Here is a 25,795-nt window from a genome sequence, read left to right as displayed (position 1 = left end):
GGTGCTGGTGGGCCATCAGGCGGACTTCCGGATCTCGAGCAGGTCCGGGACGGGGGCGAGGTCTTCCAGCAGCTGGCCGGTGGCGCCGTCGAGCCGCTGCTTGTCGGCGGCGGCGAGCTTGTCGACGGGCGTCCAGTCGGCGCCGTGGTGGGCGGCGTCCAGGAGCTTCTGCACGCGGGCGACGTCCGCGTCGACGGCCGGCAGGAGCTTGGGCGCGCGCCGGGTGAGCAGCGGCTTGAGGACGGTGAGCAGTTCCCGGGTGCCGGTGAGGTTGGCGTCGGCGGTGGCGAGGTTCGTGCCGCTGCCCTCGTCGGTGTCGCCGGTCAGCTCGAACTGGAGGGTGTTCTCCAGGATCTCGTGCGCGCGCAGCGGCAGGTCGCCGGGGTCGAAGTCCTGGGTCGGGAAGGCCTTGCGCAGCCCTTCGGCGTCCGTGGCGAGCTGCCGCGCAGGGCCGGTCAGGTCCTTGGCGGACTGGCCGTGCCACAGGCCGTACTCGAGGCGGAGGAAGCCGGTGAAGCCCTTGTCCCGCTCGCCGTCCGGCAGACCGTCGGCGCGGCCGTCGATCTTCTTGTCGTAGTCCTCGAAGGTGCCGTAGGCGGCGCCGAGGGAGGCGTAGGTGCGGTGGGCGGTGAGCCAGTCGGTGCGGGCCTTGCCGAGGTGGTGGTGCTCGATGTCGACGTCGAGGGTGCGGGTCTGGGCGACCAGGGTGTCCAGCCCCTGCTCGACGTACGACTTGTACGCCTTCAGGGGGGCGGCGAGGTCCTGCTCGGAGACGGGGACGACCGGCGTGGCGGCGCCGCCGCCGCTGACGGTGACCGCCTTGGAGGTGACGGCCTTGCCGCCGGTGGGGACGCAGCGCCAGGCGTAGCTGCCGCCGGCGACGGTGGCGACCAGGTCGCGGGTGGTGCCGGGGGCGAGGCCCTCGATCTCGCCGTAGACCGCGCTGGTCGCCGGGTCTATGAGGTAGACCTCGGAGGTCTTGTCGCCGGTGTTGTGCATCTGGAAGGTCTGCCGGCCGGGCTTGGGCGCGGTGAAGCCCTTGCCGCACTCGGTCTCGGAGACCGCGACCGTCTGGTCGCCGGCGGGCTTGGGCCGGGAGACGGCGACGACGAGTCCGGCGACCACGGCGGGTACGGCGACCACGGCCGCCGGCACCACCCACACCGGGCGGCGCCGCTCGGGCCGGCCAGACTTCGGGTCCCGGGCGGGGCGTTCCTTCGCCTGCTTCGGTGCGGTGGCCCGCACGCCGCGCACGAACAGCGTCATCACGACGGCCAAGTAGCCGGCGTAGGCCACCACCTGCAGCCAGGTCATGGTCGGGGTGAGGTTGAAGACGCCCTGGATGAGGGTGCTGTACCAGGAGCCGGCGTCGACGCTGCTCGCGAGGTCGACCGCGTAGGCGGTCTTGCCGGGGAGCACGCCGCCCTCCTGGAGGTCGCGCAGGCCGTAGCCGAGCACGCCGGCGGCGATGACGATCAGGACGGCGCCGGTGGCGGTGAAGAACTTCGTCAGGTTGATCTTCAGCACGCGCCGGTACAGGCCCCAGCACAGGCCGGCCGCGAGGACGAGGCCGATGCCGGCGCCGGTCAGCGGCCCGGCCGACTCGCCGGCCGCCTGTGCGGTGGTCCACAGGAACAGGGCGGTCTCCAGGCCCTCACGGCCGACCGCGAGGAAGGAGGTGAGGATCAGCACACCGGAGCCCATGGCGAGGGCGCCGGTCACCTTCTCCTTCAGCTCGCCGGACAGGCTGCGGGCCGAGCGGCGCATCCAGAACACCATGGCGGTGACGAACGCGACGGCGATCACGCTGAGGGTGCCGCCGAAGGCCTCCTGGGCGGTCTGCGGCATGGAGGCGGCGGTGAAGGTGAGCACCGCGCCGAAGCTCATCGCCACGGCGACGGCGGCGAGGACACCGGTCCACACCTGGGGCAGCCGGGAGCGCGCCTCGGCCCGCACCAGGGTGGCGATGAGGATGGAGACGATGAGTCCGGCTTCCAGTCCCTCCCTGAGTCCGATCAGGAAACTCGGAAACGCGTCGTCCCACATGCCCTGCTGCCCTCCCTGTTAGTTAGTGAAGGCATGCCTTACCTTCGCGGACCATCATGACCAGGACCATGTAGTCGGCCGGTCATAAAGAGGCAATGGGAAAGCAAAGTCCGGGAACCTTCGCCACTCGCCGTTCGTCTACAGCCCGGTCGACCGTCTACAAATGTGTAGTCGGATCTTGTCGAGGCAAGTCGAAGGAAAGGGCGTACGGCGATGGCCACTCCCCCACATCTGGCGTCGCAGCTCGCGGTCAACGTGCTCGACGCCCATTCGCTGCTCGCCGCCTTCGGCGTGCTCGGCGTCGGCGTCGTGCTCTTCGCGGAGACCGGGCTGCTGATCGGGTTCTTCCTGCCCGGCGACTCCCTGCTGTTCACCGCGGGGCTGCTGTGCACGGGCACGTCCGCCGGCGGGGTGCGCCTGTCGCTCGGGCCGCTGCTGGTGACGGCGGCCGTCGGCGCGCTCGCCGGCTCGCAGTGCGGGTTCCTGATCGGCCGGAAGGCGGGCGGCGCGCTGCTCGCCCGCAGCCGGTCGGCCAAGCTGCGCGAGGGCGCACAGCGCGCCGAGGAGCTGCTGGAGCGGTACGGCTACGCCAAGGCGATCGTGCTGGCCCGCTTCATCCCGGTGGTGCGCACGGTGCTGAACCCTCTGGCGGGGGCCCTCGAGGTGCCGGCCCGCACCTTCACCTTCTGGCAGGTAGCGAGCGGCCTGGTGTGGAGCCTCGGTCTCATCCTCGCGGGGTACGCGCTGGGCTCCTCGATCCCGAACGTCGACAAGTACCTGCTGCCGTTGATCGCGCTGATCGTCGTCCTCTCCCTGCTGCCGCTCGCCGCCGAGGTACTGCGCTCCCGCAGGGCGGCCCGGGAGACCCGATGACGCCGCTCGCTCTGTCCGGCTCGTCGGTCGACGGGCCGCTCTACCTCGACGTGGTGGACCTCGCCCACCGCTCCCCCGGCTGGCTGGACGACACGATCGCCGTGTGGTCGGCGTACGGTCTGGCGGTGTTCGCGCTGCTCATGCTCGCGGGCTGGTGGCGGGCCCGCCGCGACGGGGCAGGCGCGGCCATGACGGCGCTGGCCGTGCCGGTGGCGGTGGTGGCGGCGTTCGGCGTGAACAGCCTCGTCAAGCCGCTGGTCGCCGAGGACCGGCCGTGCCGCCGTCTGGCCTTCCGCACGCTGGAGGCCTGTCCGGCGCGCGGCGACTGGGCGTTCCCCAGCAATCACACGGCGGTCGCCTGCGCCGCCGCGGTCGCCCTGTTCTTCGTCTCGCGGCGGCTGGGCGCCGTCGCCTCGGTGTGCGCGGTCGCGATGGCCGCCTCCCGGGTGTGGGTCGGGGTGCACTATCCGCACGACGTCGTGGCGGGGGCGGTGCTCGGCGCACTGGTCGGCTGCCTGGCCATGATCCTGCTCCGGCGCCTGCAGGCCGGACCGGTGGAACGGCTGGCGGAGACCTGGCTGCGACCGCTGCTGGTCTCGGGAGCCCCGTGAGGTTCAGGAGCCTCGCCGGGCCGGCGGGCGCGGCCGCCCTGGGCGCCTGGGCGGCGTTCGGGGTGCTGGCCGCGGTGGTGGCGCACGACCACGGGCCGCTGTACCTGGACCAGGGCCTGCTGTCCTGGTCCGTGGGGGACCGCCCGCCGGTGGCGGTGGCGGTGGCCCGCGGGCTGACCGACACGGGCACGGGCGTGGTGCCGTACGTCCTGGTGGTCCTGGCCGGGCTGGTCGCGGGACGCACCGCGCGGCAGCGGCTGGTGGCCGTGCTGCTCGGCGCGCTCTGCCTGGGCGCCGGGCAGGCGCTGCGGTACGGCGTGATGGAGCTGGTCGCCAGGGCCCGGCCGCCGCAGTACGACTGGCAGACCGAGGCCTCCGGCTGGTCGTTCCCCTCCGGTCACACCACCACGGCCGCGCTGACCGCCGGTCTGCTGATCACAGCCCTGTGCCTGGGCGCGCCACGCGGCCGGGCGGTGCTGTGCCCGCTGGTCGCGTGCTGGGGGGCGGGGGTCGGGCTGACCCGGGTCTTCCTGGGCGTGCACTGGTTCACCGATGTCCTCGGCGGCTGGCTCTTCGCCGTCGGCTGGCTCGGTGTCTTCGTCCTCGCGGCGGCCCGGTGGCTGCCCGTGTCCCACCCGGACGACGCGGCCGGCGAGCCGGTGGAAACAGACGCGCCCCGGGATCCTCGTCGCCGAGGGTGAGCACGCCCGGCGTGAGTGCGGGCAGGTCAGGGCGTGGCGTGAGGGCCGTCCGGCTGGGCGGTGCGTCGTTCGACCATCTCCCGGCTCAGGTCCCCGGTCTCCGCCTCCGGCAGCCGCTCGAAGCCGTCTGCGGTGATGACGCAGACGACCGGGAAGATACGGCGGTTCAGGTCGGGCCCGCCGGTGGCCGAGTCGTCGTCCGCCGCGTCGTACAGCGCCTGGAGCGCGGCGAGGGCCGCCTCGCGCCGGGTGAGGTCCGGCCGGTAGAGCTTCTTCAGGGCGCCCCGTGCGTACGGGGAGCCGGAGCCCTCGGCGTAGAAGTCCCGTTTCTCGTACAGGCCGCCCGCGGCGTCGAAGCCGAAGATGCGGCCGCGTCCGCCGTCGGGCGCGGTGACGTCGTACCCGGCGAGCAGCGGGACGACGGCGAGGCCCTGCATGGCCTGGGCGAGGTTCTGCCGGATCATGGCCGCGAGCCGGGTCGCCTTGCCGGCCAGGGTCATGGGCGTGCCCTCGATCTTCTCGAAGTGCGTCAGCTCCACCTGGTAGAGCCGCACCATGTCGAGGGCGAGACCGACGGTCCCGGCGAAGGCGACGGCCGTGAAGTCGTCGGCGGGGTGCACCTTCACCAGGTCGCGCTGGGCGATGAGATGGCCCATGGTGGCCCGCCGGTCGCCGGCGATCAGCACGCCGTCGCGGTAGGTCAGGGCGAGCACCGTGGTGCCGTGCGGGAAAGCGCCGGGCGCCATCCGTATGCCGCCGGGCAGCGCGGGCGTCGTGGGCAGCAGGCCGGGGCGGTGCGCGGCCAGGAACTCGGTGAAGGACGACGTCCCCGGCGTGAAGAACGCCTCGCTCGGCAGCCCCGCTGCGTCGTTCCCCGGCATGGCTCTCCCCCTCCTGTACGGCACCCGACACCCGAGTCCTACCTGCGGCGGGCGCGCGGGAAACTCCCCGCCCTCACAGGGCCTTGCGCCGCACCAGCACCCCGAGGACCAGCAGGCCCGGCAGCAGGGGCAGCCACACCGTCAGCAGCCGGTAGCCGAGCACGGCGGAGGCCGCGGCCGCGCCGGGTGCGCCGGAGAGAGTGAGGGCGAACACGAGCGCCGCGTCCAGGGAGCCGAGGCCGCCCGGGGTGGGCAGCAGGGCCGCCGCGCTGCTCGCGGCGAGGTAGAGCAGGGCCACCTGGAGCGGGGGCAGCGGCAGTCCGACCGCCCGCGTGACGGAGATCAGCACCAGCGAGTGCAGCGCGGCGAAGGCGAGGGAGCCGCCCCACAGGGCCGCGGCCCTGGCCGGGCTGGTGTGCAGGGCGCGGAGGTCGGCCAGGACCGTCGACAGGGCCCGGCGGCAGCGCGCCCACCAGGGCGTCGCGGGCAGGACGGCGAGCAGCAGCAGGCAGCCCAGGGCGACGGCGAGCGTCGTCGGGGTGAGGTGCGGCAGGCGCAGCAGGCCCGGGCAGGCCGGGGCGAGCAGCGCGATCAGCGCCAGCCGGACCGCGCCGCCGGCGCCGGCCTTCACGGCGAGGGCACTGGCCGAGCGGCCGGCGGGCAGTCCGCAGCGGATCAGGAACCTGAGGTTCACCGCGCCCGCACCGAGCCCGGCGGGCAGCAGATGGTTGGCGGCGGAGGCGGCGAACTGGGCGGCGACCAGCAGGGGTGCGGGCAGCCGCCGCACCACCGCGCCCTGCTGGGCGAGCGCGGAGGCCGCCCAGGTGCCGAGGGCCGCCGTCGCACCCACCAGCAGCCAGCCCTGGTCGGCCCCGGCCAGCCGCCCTGCCCCGCTCTCCAGGGCGGCCCAGTGCCGGTGTGCCATATACAACCCGCCGAGCAGGACGGCCAGAAGAACACCGGCATGCCAGCAGACGTGCCGCCGTCCGAGCCCCGTGCCGAGTTCCGGCGAGGACGCGACCGGCCGTTCCTGGGTGACGATCGGGGACGTCATCGGCCTCTCCTGGGTACGGGGGCATGATCGGCCGGTGCTGCGCACGCGAGGAAGTCATGGAGCGGTTCCGGATGCGCCGGGATACCGACGACCGGAGACGGGGCCGCCGGAAAGCCAACTGCCACACCCGGAGCCACCGGGAAGCCAACGGCCGGAGCTGGGCCCGCCGGAAAGCCACCGCCCACACCCCGGGCCGCCGGAAAGCCACCAGCCAGGCCCGGGGCCGCCGGGATGCCAGCGGCCGGAGCTGGGCCTGCCGGAAAGTCACCAGCCACACCCCGGGCGGCCGAAAAGCCACCAGCCACACCCGGAGCCACCGGGAAGCCACCAGCCGGACCCGGACCCGCCGAAAAGCCACCAGCCACACCCGGGGTCACCGGGAAGCCAGCGGCCGGACCGGGGCCGGCCGCAAAGCCACCAGCCTTACCCAGACCCGCCGCAATGCCATCCGTCGGACGTGAGCCCGTCCCAAAGCCACCGGCCCACCCCGGACCCGTCGGCAAGTGACCTGCCGCCCCGGAGCGCGAATCCGAGCTGCACCCGGCCGCCCCGAAGCACCAAGCCGAGCTGTAGGCGGCCCCCCGGAAGCGCGGAGCCCGGACGCGTTCGGCCCCGCGCGGACGCGGAGCGGCGGCGCGACCGGCCGTTTCTCGAACCCGGCACCTCGCATCGGCCCCTTCTCGAAGCCGGCACCTCGCATCGGCCGCTTCTTGAACCCGGTACCTCACACCGGCCCCTTCTCGAACCCGGCGCGTCATCGGCCGCTCCCGGGTACGGAGTAGTACAACCGCTGGCCGTCGAGCGAGGCGGACGGCCAGGTGCGGGCGTAGCCGGGTGGGCGGGAGGTGTCGGGGACCAGGGCCGCGACCGGGATCCGGCGCGCGGTGGCGGTTATGGCGGCCTCGGTGCTGTTCGCGTTGTGTCCGGAGGTCGCCGCCGAGGAGCAGCCGGTGTAGAAGGCGACGGGGATGGCGCTGTCGCCGGTGAGCAGGCAGGGCGGGCGGACGCCGAGGCGGTGCAGGGCGGCGGCGGTGCGGGACCAGCCGCGGTGGTCCCGGGTGGTGTTGTCGACCGTGTTCTCCAGCACGGCGAGCTGCACCGCGAGATGGGCGGCGAGTCCGAGGCAGAGCAGGGTCGCGACGACCGGGCGCCAGGGCCGCCGCGGCGCGGTGACCAGGTGCGCCAGCGCGTCCGCGACCGGGAGCGCGAGCAGGGCGTAGGCCGGCAGCAGAAAGCGCGGGGCGGCGTAGTCGATCATGAACAGGTACGGGAAGGCGGCGGTCACCGCGCAGGCGACCGGCAGCAGCGTGGCCGCCGTACGCCGGGCGCGGACGGCGACGACGAGCCCGAGCGCCGCGAGCAGGGGCAGGACGAACCACCACACCGTGAGCACCGGGTCGGGCAGGGCGCCGGTGCACGGCCGGCACAGCGCCCGGCCGCCGAGGCTGCGCAGCTGGTCGACGACGGCGGGATGCCAGCCGATGCCGCCCTGGATCGCCGAGCCCTCGGACAACCGGTGCATCGGGCCGCCGTAGCGCGCGTACGCCTCGATCACCCACTCGGCGCCCCCGGCCGCGAGCCCGGCGAGCAGTACCCACACCCGCCGGCGGGGGCGGCGGGCGAGGCCGAGGGCGAGCAACGGCAGGACCGCCCAGACAGCGTCCATGGGCCGCATCCAGCCCATGAGCGCGGCACTGGCCGCCAGGCCCCACAGCGCTGTCCGGCCGGAACCATGGGCGCTGGCGCGCAGGAAGCAGCCGGCGGCGGCCAGGGCGGCGACGGCGACCCAGTAGTTGGGCATGGCCTGGGGGCCGTAGAAGAGGGTGACCCACAGGGAGGCGAAGAGGGCGCCGGCGAGGGCGAGGACGCGCACCGGGAACAGGCCGCGCCAGGCGCGCAGGGCCAGGTACAGGGCGAGGCCGGACAGGAGTGCGAGGTAGATCCGCAGCAGCGCGGTGGAGGTGGACCAGGAGGCGACGGGTGCGACGAGCAGGGAGACGCCCCGGGCGCGCGGGGCGCTGAAGAAGGCGGCGGGCGCCTGCGGGCTGACCTGGCTGACGTACACCGTCTCGTCCCAGCCGAGGCCCATGCCGGGCCGGACGAGGAGCAGTTGGGCCAGGGTGAAGGCGGCCGCCACGGCGGCGAGCGGGGCGGTGGGCCGCGGCCGCGGGCCGCCGGCGGACGCGCGTCGTGCGCGCTCGCGCCGCAGCCCCGCGAGTGTGGCGTGCGCGCTGCCGGCCATCATCACCCCTCATGCCCCACGATGCGCGGGACGACTGTTCACCCTACATTCTGTAGGGTCGAGGACGGGAGTCGGGAATACACGCCAAGCAAGGTGAGAACACCGCAAAGTAAGGTGAAAACACCGTCGAGCTGGGGGGAAACACCGCCAAACTACCCCGAAATCCGGCCCTCCACCGGGCGGACAGGGCCATCCGGCCGATGGCACTACGCGCTGTAAGGTTGGGGCATGGCTGGCACGGAGTCCCGCGGCAGGGCGGAGCGGCGCAGCGCCGGTGCGCTGGAGAGCGAGGTGCTGGCCACTCTCTGGGCCACGGACCGGCCGCTGACCCCGGCCGAGATCCAGACCGAGGTCGACGGGGCGCTCGCCTACAACACGGTGCACACCATCCTCAAACGCCTGTACGACAAGGGGCTGGTGCTGCGGGACGCCGACGGCCGGCGCGGCGCGTACCGGCCGGCGAAGAACGCGGCCGAGCTGACGGCCGAGGCGATGCACGAGGCCCTCGACCGCGGCCCGGACCCGATCGCCGCGCTCCAGCAGTTCGTGACCGGGCTGAGCCCGGAGGAGGAGCGGGCGCTGCGCGACCTGCTCGCCGGAGACGGCGCATGACGTACGACGTCTACACCCCGCTGGTGCTGTCGCTGCTGCTGTCCGCGGCGGGCCCGCTGATCGCCCGGCGGGTCGCACCGGCCCTCGCCGCGCGCGTGCTCACCTCGGCGGCCGTGCTGACCGCTGCCGCCACCACCTGGTCGCTGGTCCTGCTGGCCGCGACGCTGCTCGGCGCGGCGCCGCCGGTGATCCGCGAGGCCCGCGAGGACGGGCACCCGGTGACGGATCCGGTGCCCGGGGCGATCGGTGTGGCCGCCTGTCTGGCTCTGCTGACGGTCGGCGTGCGGGTGTACCGGGCCCTGCGCGCCGAGCGGCGCACCCGGCGGGTTCTGCGCCGGCTGTGCGTGGGGCATCCGGCGGACACCGAGCTGATCGTCGCCGCCTCCGAGGTGCCGCAGGCCTTCGCGATCCCGGGCAGGCCGGGGCGCATCCTGGTCACCTCGGCGATGCTGAGCGCCCTGGAACCCGCCGAGCGGCGGGTCCTCCTCGCGCACGAGCGTGCCCATCTCGCGCACCGGCACGGCCCGTTGGTCACGGCGGCGACCTTCGCTGCGGTGGCGAATCCGCTGCTGGGCCCGGTGCGTTCGGCCGTCGCCTTCCTCGTCGAGCGCTGGGCGGACGAACAGGCGGCCTCGGCGGTCGGGGACCGCCGGACCGCCGCCCGCGCGCTGGCCCGGGCCGCGCTCACCGCCGGCCGGAACGGCACCGCGTGCGCCCTGCACTTCACCGACCGCGCGGTCACCCGCCGGATCGTCGCCCTGCAGACCACCCCGCCGCCACGGCTCTGGCCGGCCGCGGCAGCCGTCCTCGCCCTGGGCGCCCTCCCCACCCTGCTCGCCGCCGACGCGACGGCCGACCTGCTGCGGCAACTGTCCGGCGCCCTGCACTGAGGGGGCCGGGGCACCGTCCCGATGCAGGTCCCCGGGTTCGAGAACGTGCGGGAGCGGCAACAAGGCCGAGGACGGCAGACCACCGCGCCCCGGACGGCGCACCGCCGATGGACGAACCGTCCCCGCTCAGCCTCCGTTCGGCGCGCGATGGGGCGGCTGCTCCGGCGCCGGCCGGCGCACCACCGGCGGCATCGCCCGCACCGCGGGCCCGTCGGTGCTCACGGTGAGCGGCTCGCCGTGGTGCCGCAGGGTCACCGGCGGCCCGTCCAGCAGCGCGTACGTCGCCTTGTCCGCACCGATGTCCACGCGCAGCCGCCGGCCCCGGAACTCGACGTTGAAGGCGAGCCGGCTCAGCCGCTCGGGCAGACGCGGCGCGAACCGCAGGCGCTCGCCGTCGCGGCGCATTCCGCCGAAGCCCGCCACCAGCGCCATCCAGCTGCCTGCCAGCGAGGCGATGTGCAGCCCGTCGCGGGTGTTGTGCTCCAGGTCCCGCAGGTCCATCAGGGCCGCCTCGGTGGTGTAGTCCCAGGCGAGGTCGAGATGGCCCGTCTCGGCGGCGATGACGGCCTGGCAGCACGCCGACAGGGAGGAGTCCCGGACCGTCAGCGGCTCGTAGTAGGCGAAGTTCCGGGCGACCTGCTCGTCGTCGTACCGGTCGGCGAAGAAGTCGCCGCAGGTGTACATGGCCAGCACCAGGTCGGCCTGCTTGACGACCTGCTTGCGGTAGAGGTCGAAGTAGGGGAAGTGCAGCAGCAGGGGGTACTGGTCGGGGCGGGTGCCGGCGAAGTCCCAGCGCTGGTAGCGGGTGAACCCGGCGTGCTGCTCGTGCACGCGCAGCTCGTGGTTGTAGGGGACGTGCACGGCCTCGGCGGCGTCCCGCCAGGACGCGGTCTCCTCCTCGTCCACGCCCAGCCGGCCCGCCTCGCGCGGGTGGCGTTCGGCGGCGTCGGCGGCGGCGAGCAGGTTCTGCCGGGCCATGAGGTTGGTGTACGTGTTGTCGTCGGCGATCGCGCTGTACTCGTCGGGGCCCGTGACGCCGTCGATGTGGAAGACGCCGTGCGCGTCGTGGTGGCCCAGGGAGCGCCACAGCCGCGCGGTCTCCACCAGCAGTTCCACGCCCGTCTCGCGCTCGAACACGGTGTCGCCGGTGGCCTCGACGTACCGGACGACCGCGTCGGCTATGCCGGCGTTCACATGGAAGGCCGCGGTGCCGGCCGGCCAGTACGCCGAGCCCTCCGGTCCGGCGATGGTCCGCCAGGGGAACGCGGCGCCCGCGAGCCCGAGCTGCGCCGCGCGCTCCCGGGCCTCGTCCAGGGTGTTGTACCGCCAGCGCAGGGCCTCGGCGACGGCGGCGGGCGAGGTGTGGGCGAGCACGGGCAGCACGAACATCTCGGTGTCCCAGAAGGCGTGCCCGTCGTAGCCGGAGCCGGTCAGCCCCTTGGCCGGGATGGCGCGCTGCTCGGCGCGGGCGCCGGCCTGCAGCACGTGGAACAGGGCGAAGCGGACCGCCTGCTGGATCTGCTCGTCGCCCTCCACCTCGACGTCGGCGCGCGCCCAGAAGTCGTCCAGGCAGGCCCGCTGGTCGGCGAGCAGGCCCTGCCAGCCGTCGTGCGCGGCGGCGGCGAGCGCGGCGTCGACCTGGTCGGCCATCGCGGGCAGCGAGCGGGCGCCGGACCAGCCGTGGGCGACCAGCTTCTCCACCCGCAGCGTCTGGCCGGGCTCGAGTACGGAGGTGACCGTCAGACGGGCCACGTCGGTGCCGCTCTCGCTGCGGGTGGTGGTGCGCTCCGGGCCGCTGACGACGTGATCGGCGGCCACGGCCACCCTCAGGCCGCTGCGCCGGGTGCGGTGCACCAGCCGCAGCCGGCTGCCGGAGGCGAAGTGGTCCTCCTGCTCCAGCGGCGACTGCAGCGCCATGGCCGCGCGCGGGTCGCCGTCCGACCCGGGCAGGGTCTCGTTGGCGACCAGCTCGGACTGGATCACCACCCGGCTGCGGTCGCCGACGGCCTCCACTTCGTACGCGATCGCGGCCACCGCGCGCTGCGTCAGCGACACCAGCCGGGTCGAGCGCACCCGGACCGTGGACCCGGCCGGCGAGGTCCACTCGCAGGTCCGCTCCAGCACCCCGCGCCGCAGGTCGAGGACCCGTTCGTGGCTGACGAGCCGGCCGTAGCGCAGGTCGAAGGGCTCGTCGTCGACGAGCAGCCTGATGACCTTGCCGTTGGTGACGTTGATGACCGTCTGGCCCGACTCGGGATAGCCGTAGCCGGCCTCCGCGTACGGCAGCGGGTGCACCTCGTGGACGCCGTTGAGGTAGCTGCCGGGCAGGCCGTGCGGTTCACCCTCGTCGAGGTTGCCGCGCCAGCCGACGTGCCCGTTGGACAGCGCGAACACCGACTCGCTCTGGGCGAGCACGCCGAGGTCGAGGGCGGTCTCCCGGACGGCCCACGGCTCGACGGTGTACGACCGGTCGGTGATCACTGCTTGCCTCCCAGCTCGGCGAGGTCCTTCACCACGATGCTCGCGCCGTGCGCGTACAGCGCGTCGGTCTGGCCCACGCGGTCCACGCCGACGACGTAGCCGAAGCCGCCCGAGCGGCCCGCGTCCATGCCGGCCAGCGCGTCCTCGAAGACGGCCGCCCGCGAGGGCTCGACGCCCAGGTCGTGGGCGGCGGCGAGGAAGGTGTCGGGGTGCGGCTTGCCCGGCAGGTGCCGTGCCGCGGCGACCACGCCGTCGACGCGTACGTCGAAGAAATGCTCGGCGCCCACGGCGCGCAGCACGTCCCGGCAGTTGGCGCTGGAGGAGACGATCGCCGTGCGCAGCCCCGCGGCGCGGACCGCCTCCAGATACCGCAGGGTGCCGTCGTAGGCCTCCACCCCGCCGGTGCGGATCCTCTCCAGCAGCAGGACGTTCTTGCGGTTGCCGAGGCCGTGCACCGTACGGGCGTCCGGTGGGTCGTCGGGGGTGCCCTCGGGCAGGTGGATGCCGCGCGAGTCGAGGAAGGCGCGGACGCCGTCGGCGCGGGGGCGGCCGTCGACGTACTCGTCGTAGTCGGCGACCGCGTCGAACGGCCGGCCCTGCTCTCCCGCGTAGTCCCGCAGGAACGCGTCGAACGTCTCCTTCCAGGCCGCCGCGTGCACGACGGCCGTCTTGGTGACGACCCCGTCGAGGTCGAACAGACAGGCCTGGATTTCGTCGGGCAGACCGAGCTGAGTCATACCGGCACTGTTCCCCATGAGCCGCCTTCCAGTGAGTGGTACACGCCACAGGTTTCCGCAAACTCCTGATGACACACTCTGCTGTGTGCCGCTGACCTTCGACGACCTCCTCGAACGCGCCCGTGGCCTGGTCCGGGGCGGCCGCCGTGCCCTGCTGGGCATCGCGGGCAGCCCCGGTGCGGGCAAGACGACGCTCGCCGAGCACCTGGTGCACGCCCTGAACGCCGACCGCCCGCCCTGGGCGGCGCACGTCCCCATGGACGGCTTCCACCTGGCCGACGCCGAACTGGACCGGCTCGGCCGCCGGGACCGCAAGGGCGCCCCGGACACCTTCGACGCGGCCGGGTACGCGGCGCTGCTGCGGCGGCTGCGCGAGGACACCGACGAGGTGGTGTACGCGCCCGGCTTCGAGCGGGTGCTGGAGCAGCCGATCGCGGGCGCGGTCCCGGTGCCGCCGGCCGCCCGGCTGGTGGTGACCGAGGGCAACTACCTGTTGCTGGCGGAGGGTTCCTGGGCGCGGGTACGGCCGTGCCTGGACGAGGTCTGGTACTGCGAGGCGGACGAGCCCGAGCGGATCCGCCGGCTGATCGCCCGGCACGAGGAGTTCGGCAAGGACCACGAGACGGCCGTGGCCTGGGTCCTGGGCACGGACCAGCGCAACGCCGACCTGGTGACGGGGACCCGGGAACGGGCGGACCTGGTGGTACCGGCCACCGCGCTGCGGTCGCCGACCCGTGCGGCGGAGATCCAGCCGACGGGGCAGGGGTAGGACTGGCCGGCGCCGGTAAGCCTTGGATGTCGCGGTGGGACGCGGACGCCGCGTTCCCGCCGCGCTTCCCGGCGGCCGGCCCCTGGCGCAGCGACGTCGGCGGCGCGGCGGCCCGACCAGGAGTGGCACCGGCGCCCTGACGCCGGCCGACCGCAACCGCTGCACCGCGGCACAGTGCCGGCCGAGGCCACGCCGGCTGCCGGCCCGGGCGCGCGCATCACGGGCGGCACGCCCCGCGTCGCGCGTCCTGCCGGTCCTCGACGCGCCCCGGCTGTGCGGCCGGTTCACCCGGACCGAGATGAACTCCGGCCGGCTGCGGGCCGTATCCGTGGACACGGCAGAAGGTCTGCCGGTACGACTCGTGCAGCGGTGACGCCCGTGGCGGCGGGTGCGGTGCGACAGTGGGGCCATGTCCGGGTCCACCACCGTTCCCGCCGCCCCCCTGCCGGTGCCACCGCGGGGCGGATGATGGCGCGCGAACAGCACCTGGTCCTCACCCGTGAGCCCGCCGCCGCGGGGCCGCGGCCGGCTGCCGGCCGCCGTGCGTACGCCTGGCTGCGCCGCCGCCGTCGGTGGCTGGTGCCGCTGCTGGCCGCGCTGCTGCTCGCCCAGATGGCCGCGGCGATGGTGACGACGGCCGTGCAGCAGACCCCGACCATCGACGAACCGGTGTACGTGGCGACGGCCACCGACTATCTGCACGAGCACCGGATCCGCTACAACCCCGAGCATCCGCCGCTCGGCAAGCTGCTGATCGCGGCCGGTGTGGCGGTGGCCGGTCCGCACTACGACCCGGCGTACACCGGCACCCAGGGGGACGTGGGCCGGCATCTGCTGTACGAGTCGGGCAACGCCCCCTGGCGGGTGATGCTGTGGGCGCGGCTGCCGGTGATCGTGCTGACCCTGCTGTTCGGGCTGGTCGCGTTCGCGTTCGCGAGCGAACTGACCGGCGCGGCGGGCGGTCTGGTGGCGCTCGCGCTGTACGCCCTCTCCCCCGACCTGATCGCCCACGGCTCGCTCGCCACGCTGGACATGCCGATGGCCGGGTTCGTGCTGACGTCGGCCTGGCTGGTGTGGCGTGCCCGTCGCCGGCCCGCGCTGTACCTGCCGCTCGCCGGTGCGGCTCTGGGCGCGGCCCTGGCGACCAAGATGAGCGCCCTTCCGGCGGTTCCGGTGCTGATGGCGCTGGCAGCGCTGTCCGTCCTGGCGTCCCCGGCGCACCGGCCGGAGGCGGGCGCGCCCTCAACGGCCGCACCCGGAAAGGACGTCCGCGGGGAACGGGACGCCCACCCGGCCGGCGCACGCCCGCGCAATCCCCTGTCCCTGCCCGCGCGCGCCGCCCTGCGCACGGCCCTTTCCGCGTATGACGCCCTGAGCGCCGCCCTGTCCGCCCTCGCGGGCCCCCCGGAGGCCCGGCGCCGGAAAACGCTGCGGGCACTCGCAGGCGCGGTCGTGGTGGGACTGGTGGCCGTCGCCGTCGTCTGGGCCGCGTATCTCGCCGTCGACCCCCGCCTGCGGTTCTCCCCCGCCGAGCCGGTCCCGGCGCTGCACGGGCTGCGCGGGCGGCTGGTGGACCTGCTGCCGCTGCCGGGGGCGTACCGGGCGGGGATGCGGGTGCAGTTCGCGCTGGAGGCGTACCCGTGGCAGGGGTATCTGTTCGGGCATCTGTACACCGGCTCGCTCTGGTACTACCTGCCGGCCGCGCTGCTGGTGAAGACGCCGCTCGGGCTGCTGGTGCTGGGCGCGGCCGGTGCCGTGGCGGTCGTGGCGGCCCGCCGGCTGCGGCCCGCGGCGCCGTATCTGCTGCTGCCGCCCGGGGTGCTGCTGGCGGCGGCGATGACGGGGTCGCGGGACTTCGGGACGCGGTACGCGCTGTTCGTGCCGGTGTTCCTGGCGGTGGCGGCGGCCTGTGTGCCCCGGCCCGGCCGGCGGTGGACGGCCGTGGTGACGGCGGCGCTGGTGCTGTTCACCGCCGTGAGTTCGCTGCGGACGTTCCCGTACTACCTGCCGTACTCCAACGAGGCCTTCGGCGGCCCCGCCCGCACCCACCGGCTGCTGCACGACTCCAACGTGGACTGGGGACAGGACCTGGGCCGGCTCGCCGACCGGCTCCGTCAGCGCTATCCGGGCGAGCGGGTGTGGCTGGTGTACAAGGGCAGCGGTGTTCCGTCGTACTACGGCATCCGTGCGGCCGATCCGCGCGGGGTGCCGCCGGAGCGGGTGCACGGGCTGCTGGTGGTGTCCGACTCCGCGCTCGCCAAGGCGCGCGGGCGGCTCGCGGAGCTGGTCGCCGGCAGCCGTCCGGCCGGTGACGTGGGGCATTCGATCAGCCTGTTCCGCCGCTGATCGCGCCTGCTCACACCCCGGTTCCTGACGGTGGGTGAGCTATGTTGAGTGCTTGTGGCAGACAAAGGAGGCGGACCGGTGCCCTCGCCGCAGCAGGCTCGCGCACAGGCATCAGCGATCACGTCCGGCAAGACCGCGCCCGAGGCCGAGGCGTCGCCGACCTCGCGGCTGAGGCAGCTCTTCGACGGCCCCCATCTGTCGCCGGGGCAGCGGCGCATCGCCCAGTATCTGATCGAGCACATCACCGAGGCCGCGTTCCTGTCCATCACCGAGCTGGCCGACCGGGTCGGGGTCAGCCAGCCGTCCGTCACCCGCTTCGCCGCCGCCGTCGGCTTCAGCGGCTATCCGGCGCTGCGCGAGAAGCTCCAGTCGATCGCCCTGAGCAGCCTGGCCGGCGGGCCGGGCGAGGAGAACCGGGCCAACGAGCTCCAGGCGGCCGTCGACGCCGAGATCGAGAACCTGGAGAACCTGCGGCGCGACTTCGCCGACCCGGAGAAGATCATCCACGTCGGCCGCGAGCTGTCCCGCTCCTTGCCGCTGACGGTGCTGGGGCTGCGGATCTCGGAGTCGCTGGCCGAGTACTTCGGCTATGCCGCACGCCGGATCCACCCCGACGTACGGCTGGTCACCCGGGGCGGCAGCGTGGCCTACGACGCGCTGCTGCAGTGCCGTGAGGCCGGCGGCACCTGGGTGCTGGCCTTCGCCATGCCCCGGCACTCCCAGGAGACCCTGCAGGCCGTCCGGGTCGCGCGCGGCGCCGGCCTGAAGGTGGCCCTGGTGACCGACCTGGCGCTCGGCCCGGTGGCCGACGAGGCCGACGTCACCTTCGCCACCGGCACCGGCTCCCGGCTGGTGTTCGACTCCTACGCCGCGCCGGGTGTGCTGGCCGCCGCGCTGCTGCAGGCCATGACCGACGCCGACCCGGAGCGCACCCAGGGCCGCCTGGAGAAGTACGAGCAGCTCTCCGACCAGCACCAGTTCTTCCTGAAGGACTGAATCGCGCGGGTTCGTGCGCCCGTGCGCCGGGTGCGGTGAAGATCCTGCGGTCACCTCTGCCACGGACGGGGATCATCCACGACAAATGACGCATGAATGTTTTCATACGTCTTGCAAAGCGGACGGCATATATAAATACTGCTCACGGATCGCGCCCGGATCACCACTCGGGCACGTTCCGCACCTGCGGACTCACCGCTCGTACACCGCCCCGAGAAAGCCGACGGACCGCCCATGCGTCAGCACCTCCCGCGCAGCGCAGGCCCCAGGCGCCCGGGGCCCCGCACGGACACCCCCAGCCGCCGTCCCCTACCCACGTCGGCGCCCGGGGTGTACGGGGCGCACCGCCTGCGCGATGCGCCCGTGGCGGCTCCGGTCATCCCCTAGGCCGGAGCCGCCCCGCACCCGTCGACCACCCTCACGACGCCGCACACCGGAAGCGATCACCATGCCTCTGACCAGCACCCGTATCAGCCCCGACTGGCCCTGTCAGGTCAAGGAGCCGGGCTCGTACGACTGGGAGCGCTCGGCCGCCAAGTGGCTGCGCGAGCTGATCCCCGCGCGCTACGCCAGCTACCCCGCCCTCATCCGGCACCCCGTGCTGCTCGCCCGGCACGCCCAGCTACAGGTCCAGCAGGAGATCCGGGTGGCGCGGACCGCGCTGCAGACCGCCCGGGCCGAGCTGCCGATGCTCGGCCTGCCCGAGTCGGTCATCGAGCACACGATCAAGCTGTACGCCGCCGAGGTCCTGCAGCTGCAACACATCGCCCGCAGCGTCCGCGCGGTCAGCGAGGCCCTGGCCGCCCGCGGCACGGGCCGCTGAGCCGGCCGGCCCGCCCCGGTTCCGCCGGTCGACGCCGTGGCCCTGTCCGCGCCTTTTCGCGGGCGGTCCGCGTCCCTTCCCTGCGGACGACTCGCGGATGTCCGCTGGCGGTCGTACGAAGTCCGTGTGCAGCTCATATGAATCCGGGTCCCGCAGACAGGTGATCAAAGGGCCCCTGATGTGCCATGCTCGTCGCGTGACGAGCGAGCCCGTGCACCCGGTGGATCCCACCGGCGCCGATCTGGCGGCTCTGGCGAGAGTCGTGGCCCGACAGCGCGCGGAGCTGGAAAGACTGCGGGACCTGTCCGCGACCTCCGCGGTCGTGGAGCGGGCCAAGGGCGTGCTCATGGCCGTCACCGGCTGCACCCCGGAAGCAGCCCACGAAGAGCTGGCGAGCTGCGCCCGGGACGGCAACCGCACCCTCCTCGAACAGTGCTGGCTCACCCTGGGCGCGCTGCTGCCGCCGAAGGAGCGGCCGTCCGCCGCACCGCCCCCGGACGAAGCACCGGCCGCCGGCCCGCGCCAGGCCGCGCCCACCGGCACCGCCGACCTCGCGAAGACACTCGGGCGCATAGGCCGCGACCTGGTCCGGGTGGGCACGCCGCAGGAGCTGGCCCGGTGCCTGCTGGACCACCTCGCGCCCGAGACGGAGGCGGACGCCGTCCTGCTGTACGAGCGGCTGCCCGAGGGCGGACTCGAACTGATCGGGCACGCCGGCATCGACCGGACCCTCGCCGCACAATGGCGGTACGTGCCCCCGGTGACCGGGGTGGCCGCGCTCGACGCCCTGCGGTCCGGCCGGCCGCAGTGGCTGGAGGACATCCCCGTGCGCACCGACCGGTTCCTGCTGCTCGGCGAGTCGCCGGGGCGCTGGCCCAGCAGGGCCTGGCTGCCCCTGCCGGACGGGGGCAGCGCGGGTGCGGCCCTCGGCGTGCTGCGCCGGGGCGGCGGGGCGTTCGCGCTCCGCGAGCGGGAACTCCTGCAGGCCGTGGCCCGGCTGGCCGCGGGCCGGCTGCGCGCCTTCGACACCGGCCGGGAACCCGCCGGTGACGGCGTCGCCCAGGCCGCGCAGGCGGTGCTCGACGCGCTGCCGGGCGCCGCGCTGCTGCTGACTCCCCTGCGCACCGCCTCGGGCGAGGTGGAGGACTACCGCATCGACGCCGTCACACCGGAGGCGGTCGACGGCTTCGGCCGCAAGGGCCGGGAGCTGGCCGGCAGGCGGATCCTGGAGAGCTATCCGTTCATCGCGGGCGAGCCGCTGTGGCACGGCTGTCTGGAGGCCCTGGAGACGGGGCTGCCGTTCGAGAGCGCGCCGTTCGTCCACCAGGACCCGGTCGGCGAGACGCTCGTGACCGCCACCTACTCGGTGCGGGCCGCCCCGCTGGGCGACGGCCTGCTGGTCACGTGGGTGCGGCACGACCGCGTGGAGCGCCAGGAGCAGCGCCTGGCCGACGTGCAGCGGCTCGGCAAACTCGGCTGGGCCAACTGGAACCTGGTCACCGGCGAGGTCTCCTGGTCGGAGCAGACGTACGCCGTGCTCGGCCGGAGGCCCGCGCAGCCGCCGCTCGGTCTGCTGCGGCTGCCGGACCTGGCCCTGCCGGAGGACACCGGCCCGCTCGCCCACGCCATCGCCGAACTGGTCCGCCACGCCCGGCCGTGCGACGTGCCGTTCCGCATCGGGACGGACGAGGGGACACGGCACCTGCGGCTGGTGGCGGAAGCGGTGACGGCGCCCGACGGCAGCCCCGTCGAGGTGCACGGCTTCGTCCAGGACCTCACTCCGCAGCGCAGCGCCGAGCTGGCGCTGGTGGAGAGCGAGCGGGCGATGCTGCTGCAGCGCGGGATCCTGCAGGCCGAGCGGGCCCTCGCCGCCCGGCTGCAGCATGCGCTGCTGCCGCTGCCGAGCAAGCCGGTGCGGCGGGCGGGGCTGCGGATCGAGGTCGCGTATCTGCCCGCGCAGTCCGGCATCCACGTGGGCGGCGACTGGTTCAGCGCGATCGAACTGCCCGACGACGACGCGCTGTTCGTGGTCGGTGACGTGGCGGGCCACGGCGTCGACGCCGTGGCCACGATGGCCCAGCTGCGGTTCACCGCGAAGGGCATGGTCACCACCGGCTCCTCGCTGACGGGGGCGCTGGACCGGCTCAACTATCTGCTGCTGCACTCGCGTGACGGCCAGATCACCGCGACCATGGTGCTCGCCCGCTACAACCCGGACCGGCAGGTCCTCACCTGGGCGCAGGCCGGGCACCTGCCGCCGCTGCTCGTGCGCGACGGCGAGGCGCGCTACCTCGACCGGCCCGGCGGCATCCTGCTCGGCGCGAGCGCCGCCCCCGTCTACGAGTCGGCGGAACTCCGCCTGGAGCCCGGCGACCGGCTGCTGCTGTTCACCGACGGCCTGGTCGAACGCCCCGGTGAGGGCCTCGAGGCGGGCCTGGACCGGCTGGCCGAGGCGGTGCGCGTCCAGGGCTCCGGCGAGTCCGGCTCCCTGGACGCGCTGCTCACCACGATGATCGCGGACGAGCGGCGCGACGACGTGTGCGTGCTGGACATCCGGATGCCGGTGGACGACGTGGCGGACGCGCACGTGTGAGGCCGTCGCCGCGCCCGGGTACGGGGGCGGGGACGGCGGCGCCGGGTCAGTCGTCGTCGCGGTGCCGCCAGTACCAGCACAGGCCGGCGACGAGTGCCAGCAGGAACACGGCGGGCAGGAGCAGGCCCGGGATACGGGAGCCGGTCATCGGGGCTGGCTTTCGGTCGTCGTACGGCAGCAGTGTGATGATGAGGCCTGGGCACCGCCCCGGCAAGGGCTTTCGCAGGTGTCGCCCGCTGTTCGAATCCGCTCAGTCCACGGGGTGACCGGCCTCGATGTCGATCGCGTCGGACAGCCGCAGCAGCGGCCCGGCGGCGCGCCCCTCGCCCCACTGCACCGGTTCCAGGACGAATCCGACGTGGTCGCCGCCGTCGGTGCGGTGGAGGATGGCGCCGACGAACCAGGCCACCGCGTCCCGTACGATCACCGCGCCGCCGTGGCCCTCCGCGCAGTCCAGGCCGGCGAACTTGTCGACCTCGTCGCCGGTCCGGCCGCCGAAGAGCTCCGCGAGGTCCCGCTGGTCGCGGGTGATCAGGTGGACGGCGAGATACTGGGCGGCCCGGGCGACGCGGTAGGTGTGGTTGGCCTTGGACAGCCAGACGGCGAACCGGGGCGGCCGGATGGAGCACTGCGAGGCGAACCCCACCAGACACCCGCCCCGCTCACCGCCGGCCACGGCCGTGACCACGCACATGTCGGGGTCGAGCCGCTGGAAGAACCGCTCCGTACCGCGCTCCGCCCCGCTCACCCCACGATCCCGGTCCACGGAACCCACCGCATCGAACCCGCCCTCCGAGTCCGCCGAACGGCCCGCGCCCACCGCCCCCGCCGTACCGCCCGGGTCCCTCATCTCTGTCCTGCCGTCCACGTCCGTCATGGCACCGTGCTCCCGTCCGCTGCCGGGCGGGCCTCCGGTCAGGCCTGAGGCCCGCGGTGGGGCCCGCGCCGCTTTCCCGGGGTTCCCCGCGGGCCTGTCATGAATCGTCGGGCAGGACGGTCCGGGACTCCAGCGCGCGGCGCGTGTCGTCGCCGTAGACGCCGGTCTCGTCGCCGGTGATGCCGTACCAGAGCTGGAATCTGGCCACGGCCGCGGTGAGGCCGGTGTCGTAGGTGCCGCTGGTGGAGCCGTCGCGGTAGACGTCCGGGATGCGCAGCAGGCGTTCCTGCAGTTCGGTGACCTCGGGGCCGGTGTCGCCCTGGCGGAGGGTGCCGGGACCGTCGGGGTCGGCGGCGGAGGGTGCGAGGGAGGGCGTGGGCGCCGATGCCGTGGTGGGCGGGGCGGTGGTCGCCGCGCTCGGCGGGGGTGAGGCCGCGGCGGAGTCCTGGCGGCCGGGCAGGAGCAGGGCGCCGCCGAAGCCGAGGAGCGCGGCGGCGGCCACGGCGACGGCGACGGCCGCACGGCGTATGCCGGGAGCGGTGCGGGGCGGCCGTACGGGCGGCAGTTCCTGGGTCTCCGCCTCCTCGGTGGGCGCCGCCCGCACCGGGACGCTCTCCATCTCGCGCATCAGTTCCGCGAGCCCGTCGAGACGGCGGGGCCGCAGCACCCGGACGGGTTCCAGGACCGGACCGGTGTGCGGCCGTTCGGGATCGGGCGGTGTCGGCACCGGGCTCTCCTTCCGTCGTCCCCGTCGTGGCCGTCGCCCCCTCGTGAGATACGACGCCGGGGGTGCCGCCGTTCAGCGCAGTCGCCCTCCCTTCGAACGACCGAAACGCTCAACTCGGTAAGAACCATTGAGTGTTTGACAAAGCGGGCGCTAGAAAGCGCCTTCATGACGACTCCTTGGTCACGCCGTGGCTTTCTGACCGTCTGTTCGGGATCCGCTGTCACCCTCGGTCTCGGCACCCCTGTGTTCGCGGCGCCGGACGAGTTCGCGACGCTCCGCGCGAGATGGCGGACCCTGATCCTCGGCGAGGGATTCGACCCCGCCGCCGAGCCCTTCACGAGCAGACTCGCCGACCTGGGGACGACGGCGAACCGGTACCGGACGACGATGGCCCCCGCCGCCGGCTCCCTGTGGCCCGACCTGGTCTACGCCGACCCGGATCCGGACACCGACCAGGAGTCGTACGGCTACTCGGGCAACATGAACACCAGTTACACCCGGCTGAGCACGATGGCGCAGGCCTACTGCCAGCCCGGCACCGGCCTGAGCGGCGACACGGATCTGCGGGACGCGATCGTCACGGGCCTGGACCACCTGCACGACGACGTCTACCACGCGGGCCAGGTCCGCTACGGCAACTGGTACAGCTGGCAGATCGGCGCACCCCAGGCGCTGCTGGACGCGTGCGTGCTGATGTACGACGCCCTGTCGGCCGGGCAGATCGCGAACTACCTCGCCGCCGTGGACCACTTCGTGCCCGACTCGGCGGTGGCGAGCTACAGCGGGACGAGCACGGGCGCCAACCGGGTCGACCTGTGCCGGGTGCTGGCGCTGCGCGGGATCGCCGGGGCGGGCGCGGCCAAGGTGGCGCTGGCCCGCGACGCCCTCTCCCCCGTGTTCCCGTACGTCACCTCCGGCGACGGCCTGTACGCCGACGGTTCGTTCATCCAGCACACCACGGTGCCGTACACCGGCTCGTACGGCTCGGTCATGCTCGGCGGACTGGGCCTGCTGTTCGCGCTGCTGGCGGGGTCCCGCTGGGAGGTGACGGACCCGGGCCGGCAGATCGTGTTCGACGCGGTGGAGCACGCCTGGGCGCCGTTCCTCCACAACGGCCTGGTGATGGACTGCGTCGCGGGCCGGGCGATCAGCCGGGGGCTCGCGGCGGCGGACCCGGAGCGGATCCAGCAGGACGACCATCTGCGCGGCCATCCGGTCCTGGCCTCGATCGTGCTGCTCGGGCAGGGGGCGAGCGCGGCCGAGAACGCCCGCTGGCGCGCCCTGGTGAAGGGCTGGGTGGAGCGCGACTACTACAGCCCGCCGCTCGCCGATCCGGTGCTGAGCCTGCCGCATCTGGCCCGGCTCCAGAGGGTCGCGGACGACGCGTCGGTGACGCCGGTCCCCGAGCCGGCCGGGCACCGGCTGTTCCCCTCCATGGCACGGGCCGTCCATCGCGGACCGGGCTGGGCGGCCGCTCTGAGCATGGCGGACAAGCGGATCACGTACTACGAGACGGGCAACGGCGAGAACCTGCGCGGCTGGCACACCGGCGCCGGGATGCTCTACTGGTGGGGCGACGCCTTCGCCAACGGCCAGTACAGCGACGCCTTCTGGCCCACCGTCGACCCCTGCCGGCTGCCCGGTACGACCGTCTCGCGCAAGGTGCTGGCGGACGGGGCAGGCGGCGACTGGGGCGCTGCGAAGCCGGACGCGGACTGGGTGGGCGGCGCGACGGACGGGCGGCGCGCGGCCGTCGGGCAGCACCTGAAGGGCCTGCAGTCGACGCTGGTGGCGAAGAAGTCGTGGTTCTTCCTGGACGACACGGTGGTCTGTCTCGGCGCGGGCATCACCTGCGGCGACGGTACGGCGGTGGAGACGACCGTGGAGAACCGCAACCTCGGCCCCACCGGAGGCGCCCCCTTCACCGTCGACGGCACGGTCCAGCCCGCCACGTACCCCTGGTCGGCGACGCTCGCCGGGGCGAGGTGGGCGCACATCGGAGGGCACGGCGGCTATGTCTTCCCGGGCGGGGCGACGGTGCGGGCGCTGCGCGACGCGCGCGACGGCAGCTGGAGCACGATCAACAAGGGCGGCTCGACCACCGTGCTGAACCGCACGTACCTGACGCTGTACGTCGATCACGGCACCGACCCGGTGAACGCCTCGTACGCCTACCAGCTGCTGCCCGGCGCCACCGCCGCCCGTACGCGGGCGCGGGCGGCGGACCCGAACTGGCTCACCGTGCCGGCCAACACCGGCAGCGGGCAGGGCGTGTCGGTGCGCTCGCTCGGCTTCACCGGGGTGAACTTCTGGTCCGGCGGAACGGTCGGAACGCTCACCGCGAGCGACCCGTGCTGCGTGATGATCAGTGAGAGCGAGGACGGCACCGCGGTGATCGCGGTGAGCGATCCGATGCGGATGCGCACGCGTCTCACCCTGACCTGGCGGCGGGCGGTCACCGCGGTGACGTCCGCGCCCGCCACGCTCGCCTCGGCGGCCACCGGCTCCGCGCTGAGGCTGGACTTCGGCGATCTCACGGGCACGGCCGGGGCCACCCAGCGGGTCACCGTCAGGCTGGGCTGAGCGCTTCCCGCCCTCCCCGTGCTCCCCGCGCTCCCTCCACGAACCGGTCCAGGGACGCCGTGAACGCGGCCACGAAGGCGTCCCTGGCCTCCTCCGGGAGGGCCTGGAGGGACAGGTAGGGGTTCAGGTCCTCCAGTTCGACCAGCAGCAGGCCGCCGTCGCGGGTGCGGCAGGCGTCGACGCGCTGGATGCCGTGGCCGAGGTCGTTCCAGTCGACGAAGCGCCGGGCGAACTCCAGGTCGGCGGCGGTGGCCGCATACGGTCTCAGCTCCCAGCGGCGCTGCGGGTCGGGGGCGTACAGGGCGTACTGGAAGTCGTCGTCGACGAAGTAGAAGGACACCTCGTGGGCGAAGTCGACACGGGGCTGTATCAGGACGTCGCCGGTGGCGTGCGCGGCGACCTGGCCGGCGGGGACGATCCGCAGGCCGAGCGAGTCGGCGCCGAGCAGGGGCTTGACGACGTAGCGTTCGGCGGCCGGCAGCAGGCCCAGGTCCTCGGCGCGGCCGACGGTCGGTATGACGGGGAAGCCGGCGGCGCTCAGGTCGAGCAGGTACTGCTTGCCCGCCATGTCCGCCTTGCCGGTGAGCGGGTTGTAGACGCGGGCTCCGGTGGCGAGCGCCCGCGCGCGGAAGGCCTCGTAGGCGCGCTGGTAGCCGAGGACGGGCCCGCTGTTGCGGACCACCACGGCGTCGAAGCCGTCCATCAGCGCCTCGGCGTCCAGCGGGTGGCACAGCGCGAGGTCGAAGCGGGCGCGGAGCCGGGAGGTGAGGAAGACGTCCTCGTCGCAGTAGCGGCGCCCGCGGGCCTCGTACGCCAGGTCGGTGACGTAGAGCAGGCGGGGGCGGGCGGCGGGCATACGGGGTCTCCTCCGGGGTGCGGCCGGGCGGCGGGGGCGCGCCGGCGGTGGGTGGGGAAAGGGTACGAGGAGCGGGTGCGCAAGCACTCAGTTCCCC

At 74.1% G+C, this 25,795-nt stretch carries 20 protein-coding genes; 11 read left to right on the top strand and 9 right to left on the bottom strand.

Annotated elements, in window-relative coordinates:
- Positions 1-15 precede the first annotated feature (15 nt).
- A complete protein-coding gene (gene efeU, locus AB0950_RS21210) occupies positions 16-2,046 on the bottom strand; it encodes an iron uptake transporter permease EfeU (protein WP_366779190.1) in 2,031 nt (676 codons plus the stop codon).
- 213 nt (positions 2,047-2,259) lie between these two features.
- Between efeU and AB0950_RS21205 the strand changes: the two genes are divergently transcribed.
- From AB0950_RS21205 to AB0950_RS21195, 3 genes are read left to right on the top strand one after another with little or no spacing between them, the layout of a single operon-like run.
- Positions 2,260-2,919, top strand: a complete 660-nt coding sequence (locus AB0950_RS21205) for a DedA family protein (RefSeq protein WP_360156506.1) — start codon at positions 2,260-2,262, stop codon at positions 2,917-2,919.
- Positions 2,916-3,530, top strand: coding sequence for a phosphatase PAP2 family protein (locus AB0950_RS21200; RefSeq protein ID WP_360156509.1), 615 nt, complete (start codon positions 2,916-2,918; stop codon positions 3,528-3,530). The genes AB0950_RS21205 and AB0950_RS21200 overlap by 4 nt, the downstream gene beginning before the upstream one ends.
- Positions 3,527-4,231 (top strand): phosphatase PAP2 family protein, encoded by a 705-nt coding sequence (locus tag AB0950_RS21195; RefSeq protein WP_366779189.1) that lies wholly within the window; start codon positions 3,527-3,529, stop codon positions 4,229-4,231. Before AB0950_RS21200 ends, AB0950_RS21195 begins: the two co-directional genes overlap by 4 nt.
- Positions 4,232-4,257: 26 nt before the next feature.
- On the opposite strand, the gene prcB is transcribed toward AB0950_RS21195, so the two are convergent.
- The 3 genes from prcB to AB0950_RS21180 all read right to left on the bottom strand — a co-directional run bounded on the left by prcB (position 4,258) and on the right by AB0950_RS21180 (position 8,408).
- On the bottom strand, positions 4,258-5,112 hold the full coding sequence (gene prcB, locus AB0950_RS21190; protein WP_360573081.1) for a proteasome subunit beta: 855 nt from the start codon (positions 5,110-5,112) through the stop codon (positions 4,258-4,260).
- 73 nt (positions 5,113-5,185) lie between these two features.
- On the bottom strand, positions 5,186-6,166 hold the full coding sequence (locus AB0950_RS21185) for a lysylphosphatidylglycerol synthase domain-containing protein (protein WP_360156518.1): 981 nt from the start codon (positions 6,164-6,166) through the stop codon (positions 5,186-5,188).
- A gap of 754 nt (positions 6,167-6,920) precedes the next feature.
- The gene (locus tag AB0950_RS21180; RefSeq protein ID WP_366779274.1) at positions 6,921-8,408 is read right to left on the bottom strand and encodes a hypothetical protein; all 1,488 of its coding nucleotides are present in this window, start codon (positions 8,406-8,408) and stop codon (positions 6,921-6,923) included.
- A 228-nt stretch (positions 8,409-8,636) separates the two neighbouring features.
- Between AB0950_RS21180 and AB0950_RS21175 the strand changes: the two genes are divergently transcribed.
- Entirely contained in the window at positions 8,637-9,020 is a 384-nt protein-coding gene (locus AB0950_RS21175) for a BlaI/MecI/CopY family transcriptional regulator (RefSeq protein WP_366779188.1), read from the top strand.
- Positions 9,017-9,910 carry a M56 family metallopeptidase gene (locus tag AB0950_RS21170; protein ID WP_366779187.1) on the top strand — a complete coding sequence of 298 codons (894 nt, stop codon included), beginning with the start codon at positions 9,017-9,019 and terminating at the stop codon, positions 9,908-9,910. Before AB0950_RS21175 ends, AB0950_RS21170 begins: the two co-directional genes overlap by 4 nt.
- A 126-nt stretch (positions 9,911-10,036) precedes the next feature.
- Here AB0950_RS21170 and AB0950_RS21165 read toward each other — a convergent pair whose 3' ends face one another.
- Both AB0950_RS21165 and AB0950_RS21160 read right to left on the bottom strand, forming a co-directional pair.
- The gene (locus AB0950_RS21165) at positions 10,037-12,391 is read right to left on the bottom strand and encodes a glycosyl hydrolase family 65 protein (RefSeq protein WP_360156527.1); all 2,355 of its coding nucleotides are present in this window, start codon (positions 12,389-12,391) and stop codon (positions 10,037-10,039) included.
- Positions 12,388-13,128, bottom strand: a complete 741-nt coding sequence (locus tag AB0950_RS21160) for a beta-phosphoglucomutase family hydrolase (protein WP_360573088.1) — start codon at positions 13,126-13,128, stop codon at positions 12,388-12,390. Before AB0950_RS21160 ends, AB0950_RS21165 begins: the two co-directional genes overlap by 4 nt.
- An 85-nt stretch (positions 13,129-13,213) precedes the next feature.
- On the opposite strand from AB0950_RS21160, the gene AB0950_RS21155 reads away from it, so the two are divergent.
- From AB0950_RS21155 to AB0950_RS21135, 5 genes are all read left to right on the top strand, one after another.
- Complete coding sequence (locus tag AB0950_RS21155; protein WP_366779186.1) at positions 13,214-13,897, top strand: nucleoside/nucleotide kinase family protein; 684 nt, start codon at positions 13,214-13,216, stop codon at positions 13,895-13,897.
- A gap of 465 nt (positions 13,898-14,362) precedes the next feature.
- Entirely contained in the window at positions 14,363-16,243 is a 1,881-nt protein-coding gene (locus AB0950_RS21150; protein ID WP_366779185.1) for a phospholipid carrier-dependent glycosyltransferase, read from the top strand.
- Positions 16,244-16,321: 78 nt separating this feature from the next.
- Positions 16,322-17,239, top strand: coding sequence for a MurR/RpiR family transcriptional regulator (locus AB0950_RS21145; protein WP_360156539.1), 918 nt, complete (start codon positions 16,322-16,324; stop codon positions 17,237-17,239).
- A gap of 448 nt (positions 17,240-17,687) precedes the next feature.
- The gene (locus tag AB0950_RS21140; protein ID WP_360156542.1) at positions 17,688-18,062 is read left to right on the top strand and encodes a hypothetical protein; all 375 of its coding nucleotides are present in this window, start codon (positions 17,688-17,690) and stop codon (positions 18,060-18,062) included.
- Between the two features lie 178 nt (positions 18,063-18,240).
- Positions 18,241-20,655 carry a SpoIIE family protein phosphatase gene (locus AB0950_RS21135; protein ID WP_366779184.1) on the top strand — a complete coding sequence of 805 codons (2,415 nt, stop codon included), beginning with the start codon at positions 18,241-18,243 and terminating at the stop codon, positions 20,653-20,655.
- Between the two features lie 250 nt (positions 20,656-20,905).
- On the opposite strand, the gene AB0950_RS21130 is transcribed toward AB0950_RS21135, so the two are convergent.
- Both AB0950_RS21130 and AB0950_RS21125 read right to left on the bottom strand, forming a co-directional pair.
- On the bottom strand, positions 20,906-21,349 hold the full coding sequence (locus AB0950_RS21130; RefSeq protein ID WP_360156613.1) for a flavin reductase family protein: 444 nt from the start codon (positions 21,347-21,349) through the stop codon (positions 20,906-20,908).
- Between the two features lie 280 nt (positions 21,350-21,629).
- A complete protein-coding gene (locus tag AB0950_RS21125) occupies positions 21,630-22,259 on the bottom strand; it encodes a peptidoglycan-binding domain-containing protein (RefSeq protein WP_366779183.1) in 630 nt (209 codons plus the stop codon).
- 165 nt (positions 22,260-22,424) lie between these two features.
- Here AB0950_RS21125 and AB0950_RS21120 point away from each other — a divergent pair, with 165 nt between their 5' ends.
- Positions 22,425-24,842, top strand: a complete 2,418-nt coding sequence (locus AB0950_RS21120) for a polysaccharide lyase 8 family protein (protein WP_366779182.1) — start codon at positions 22,425-22,427, stop codon at positions 24,840-24,842.
- Here the strand turns inward: AB0950_RS21120 and AB0950_RS21115 are convergent.
- The gene (locus AB0950_RS21115; RefSeq protein ID WP_366779181.1) at positions 24,829-25,698 is read right to left on the bottom strand and encodes a hypothetical protein; all 870 of its coding nucleotides are present in this window, start codon (positions 25,696-25,698) and stop codon (positions 24,829-24,831) included. The two genes, AB0950_RS21120 and AB0950_RS21115, sit on opposite strands and share 14 nt — an antisense overlap.
- Positions 25,699-25,795 lie beyond the last annotated feature (97 nt).

It is taken from the genome of Streptomyces sp. NPDC007189, from assembly GCF_040703635.1.
GTDB lineage: Bacteria > Actinomycetota > Actinomycetes > Streptomycetales > Streptomycetaceae > Streptomyces.
This window is presented reverse-complemented; position numbering and strand designations above follow the sequence as displayed.

Coding starts and splice junctions, on each gene's coding strand:
- efeU (WP_366779190.1), bottom strand. CDS start 2,046: ATGTGGGACGACGCGTTTCCGAGTTTCCTGATCGGACTCAGGGAGGGA.
- AB0950_RS21205 (WP_360156506.1), top strand. CDS start 2,260: ATGGCCACTCCCCCACATCTGGCGTCGCAGCTCGCGGTCAACGTGCTC.
- AB0950_RS21200 (WP_360156509.1), top strand. CDS start 2,916: ATGACGCCGCTCGCTCTGTCCGGCTCGTCGGTCGACGGGCCGCTCTAC.
- prcB (WP_360573081.1), bottom strand. CDS start 5,112: ATGCCGGGGAACGACGCAGCGGGGCTGCCGAGCGAGGCGTTCTTCACG.
- AB0950_RS21185 (WP_360156518.1), bottom strand. CDS start 6,166: ATGACGTCCCCGATCGTCACCCAGGAACGGCCGGTCGCGTCCTCGCCG.
- AB0950_RS21180 (WP_366779274.1), bottom strand. CDS start 8,408: ATGGCCGGCAGCGCGCACGCCACACTCGCGGGGCTGCGGCGCGAGCGC.
- AB0950_RS21175 (WP_366779188.1), top strand. CDS start 8,637: ATGGCTGGCACGGAGTCCCGCGGCAGGGCGGAGCGGCGCAGCGCCGGT.
- AB0950_RS21170 (WP_366779187.1), top strand. CDS start 9,017: ATGACGTACGACGTCTACACCCCGCTGGTGCTGTCGCTGCTGCTGTCC.
- AB0950_RS21160 (WP_360573088.1), bottom strand. CDS start 13,128: ATGACTCAGCTCGGTCTGCCCGACGAAATCCAGGCCTGTCTGTTCGAC.
- AB0950_RS21150 (WP_366779185.1), top strand. CDS start 14,363: ATGATGGCGCGCGAACAGCACCTGGTCCTCACCCGTGAGCCCGCCGCC.
- AB0950_RS21140 (WP_360156542.1), top strand. CDS start 17,688: ATGCCTCTGACCAGCACCCGTATCAGCCCCGACTGGCCCTGTCAGGTC.
- AB0950_RS21135 (WP_366779184.1), top strand. CDS start 18,241: ATGTGCCATGCTCGTCGCGTGACGAGCGAGCCCGTGCACCCGGTGGAT.
- AB0950_RS21130 (WP_360156613.1), bottom strand. CDS start 21,349: ATGTGCGTGGTCACGGCCGTGGCCGGCGGTGAGCGGGGCGGGTGTCTG.
- AB0950_RS21120 (WP_366779182.1), top strand. CDS start 22,425: ATGACGACTCCTTGGTCACGCCGTGGCTTTCTGACCGTCTGTTCGGGA.
- AB0950_RS21115 (WP_366779181.1), bottom strand. CDS start 25,698: ATGCCCGCCGCCCGCCCCCGCCTGCTCTACGTCACCGACCTGGCGTAC.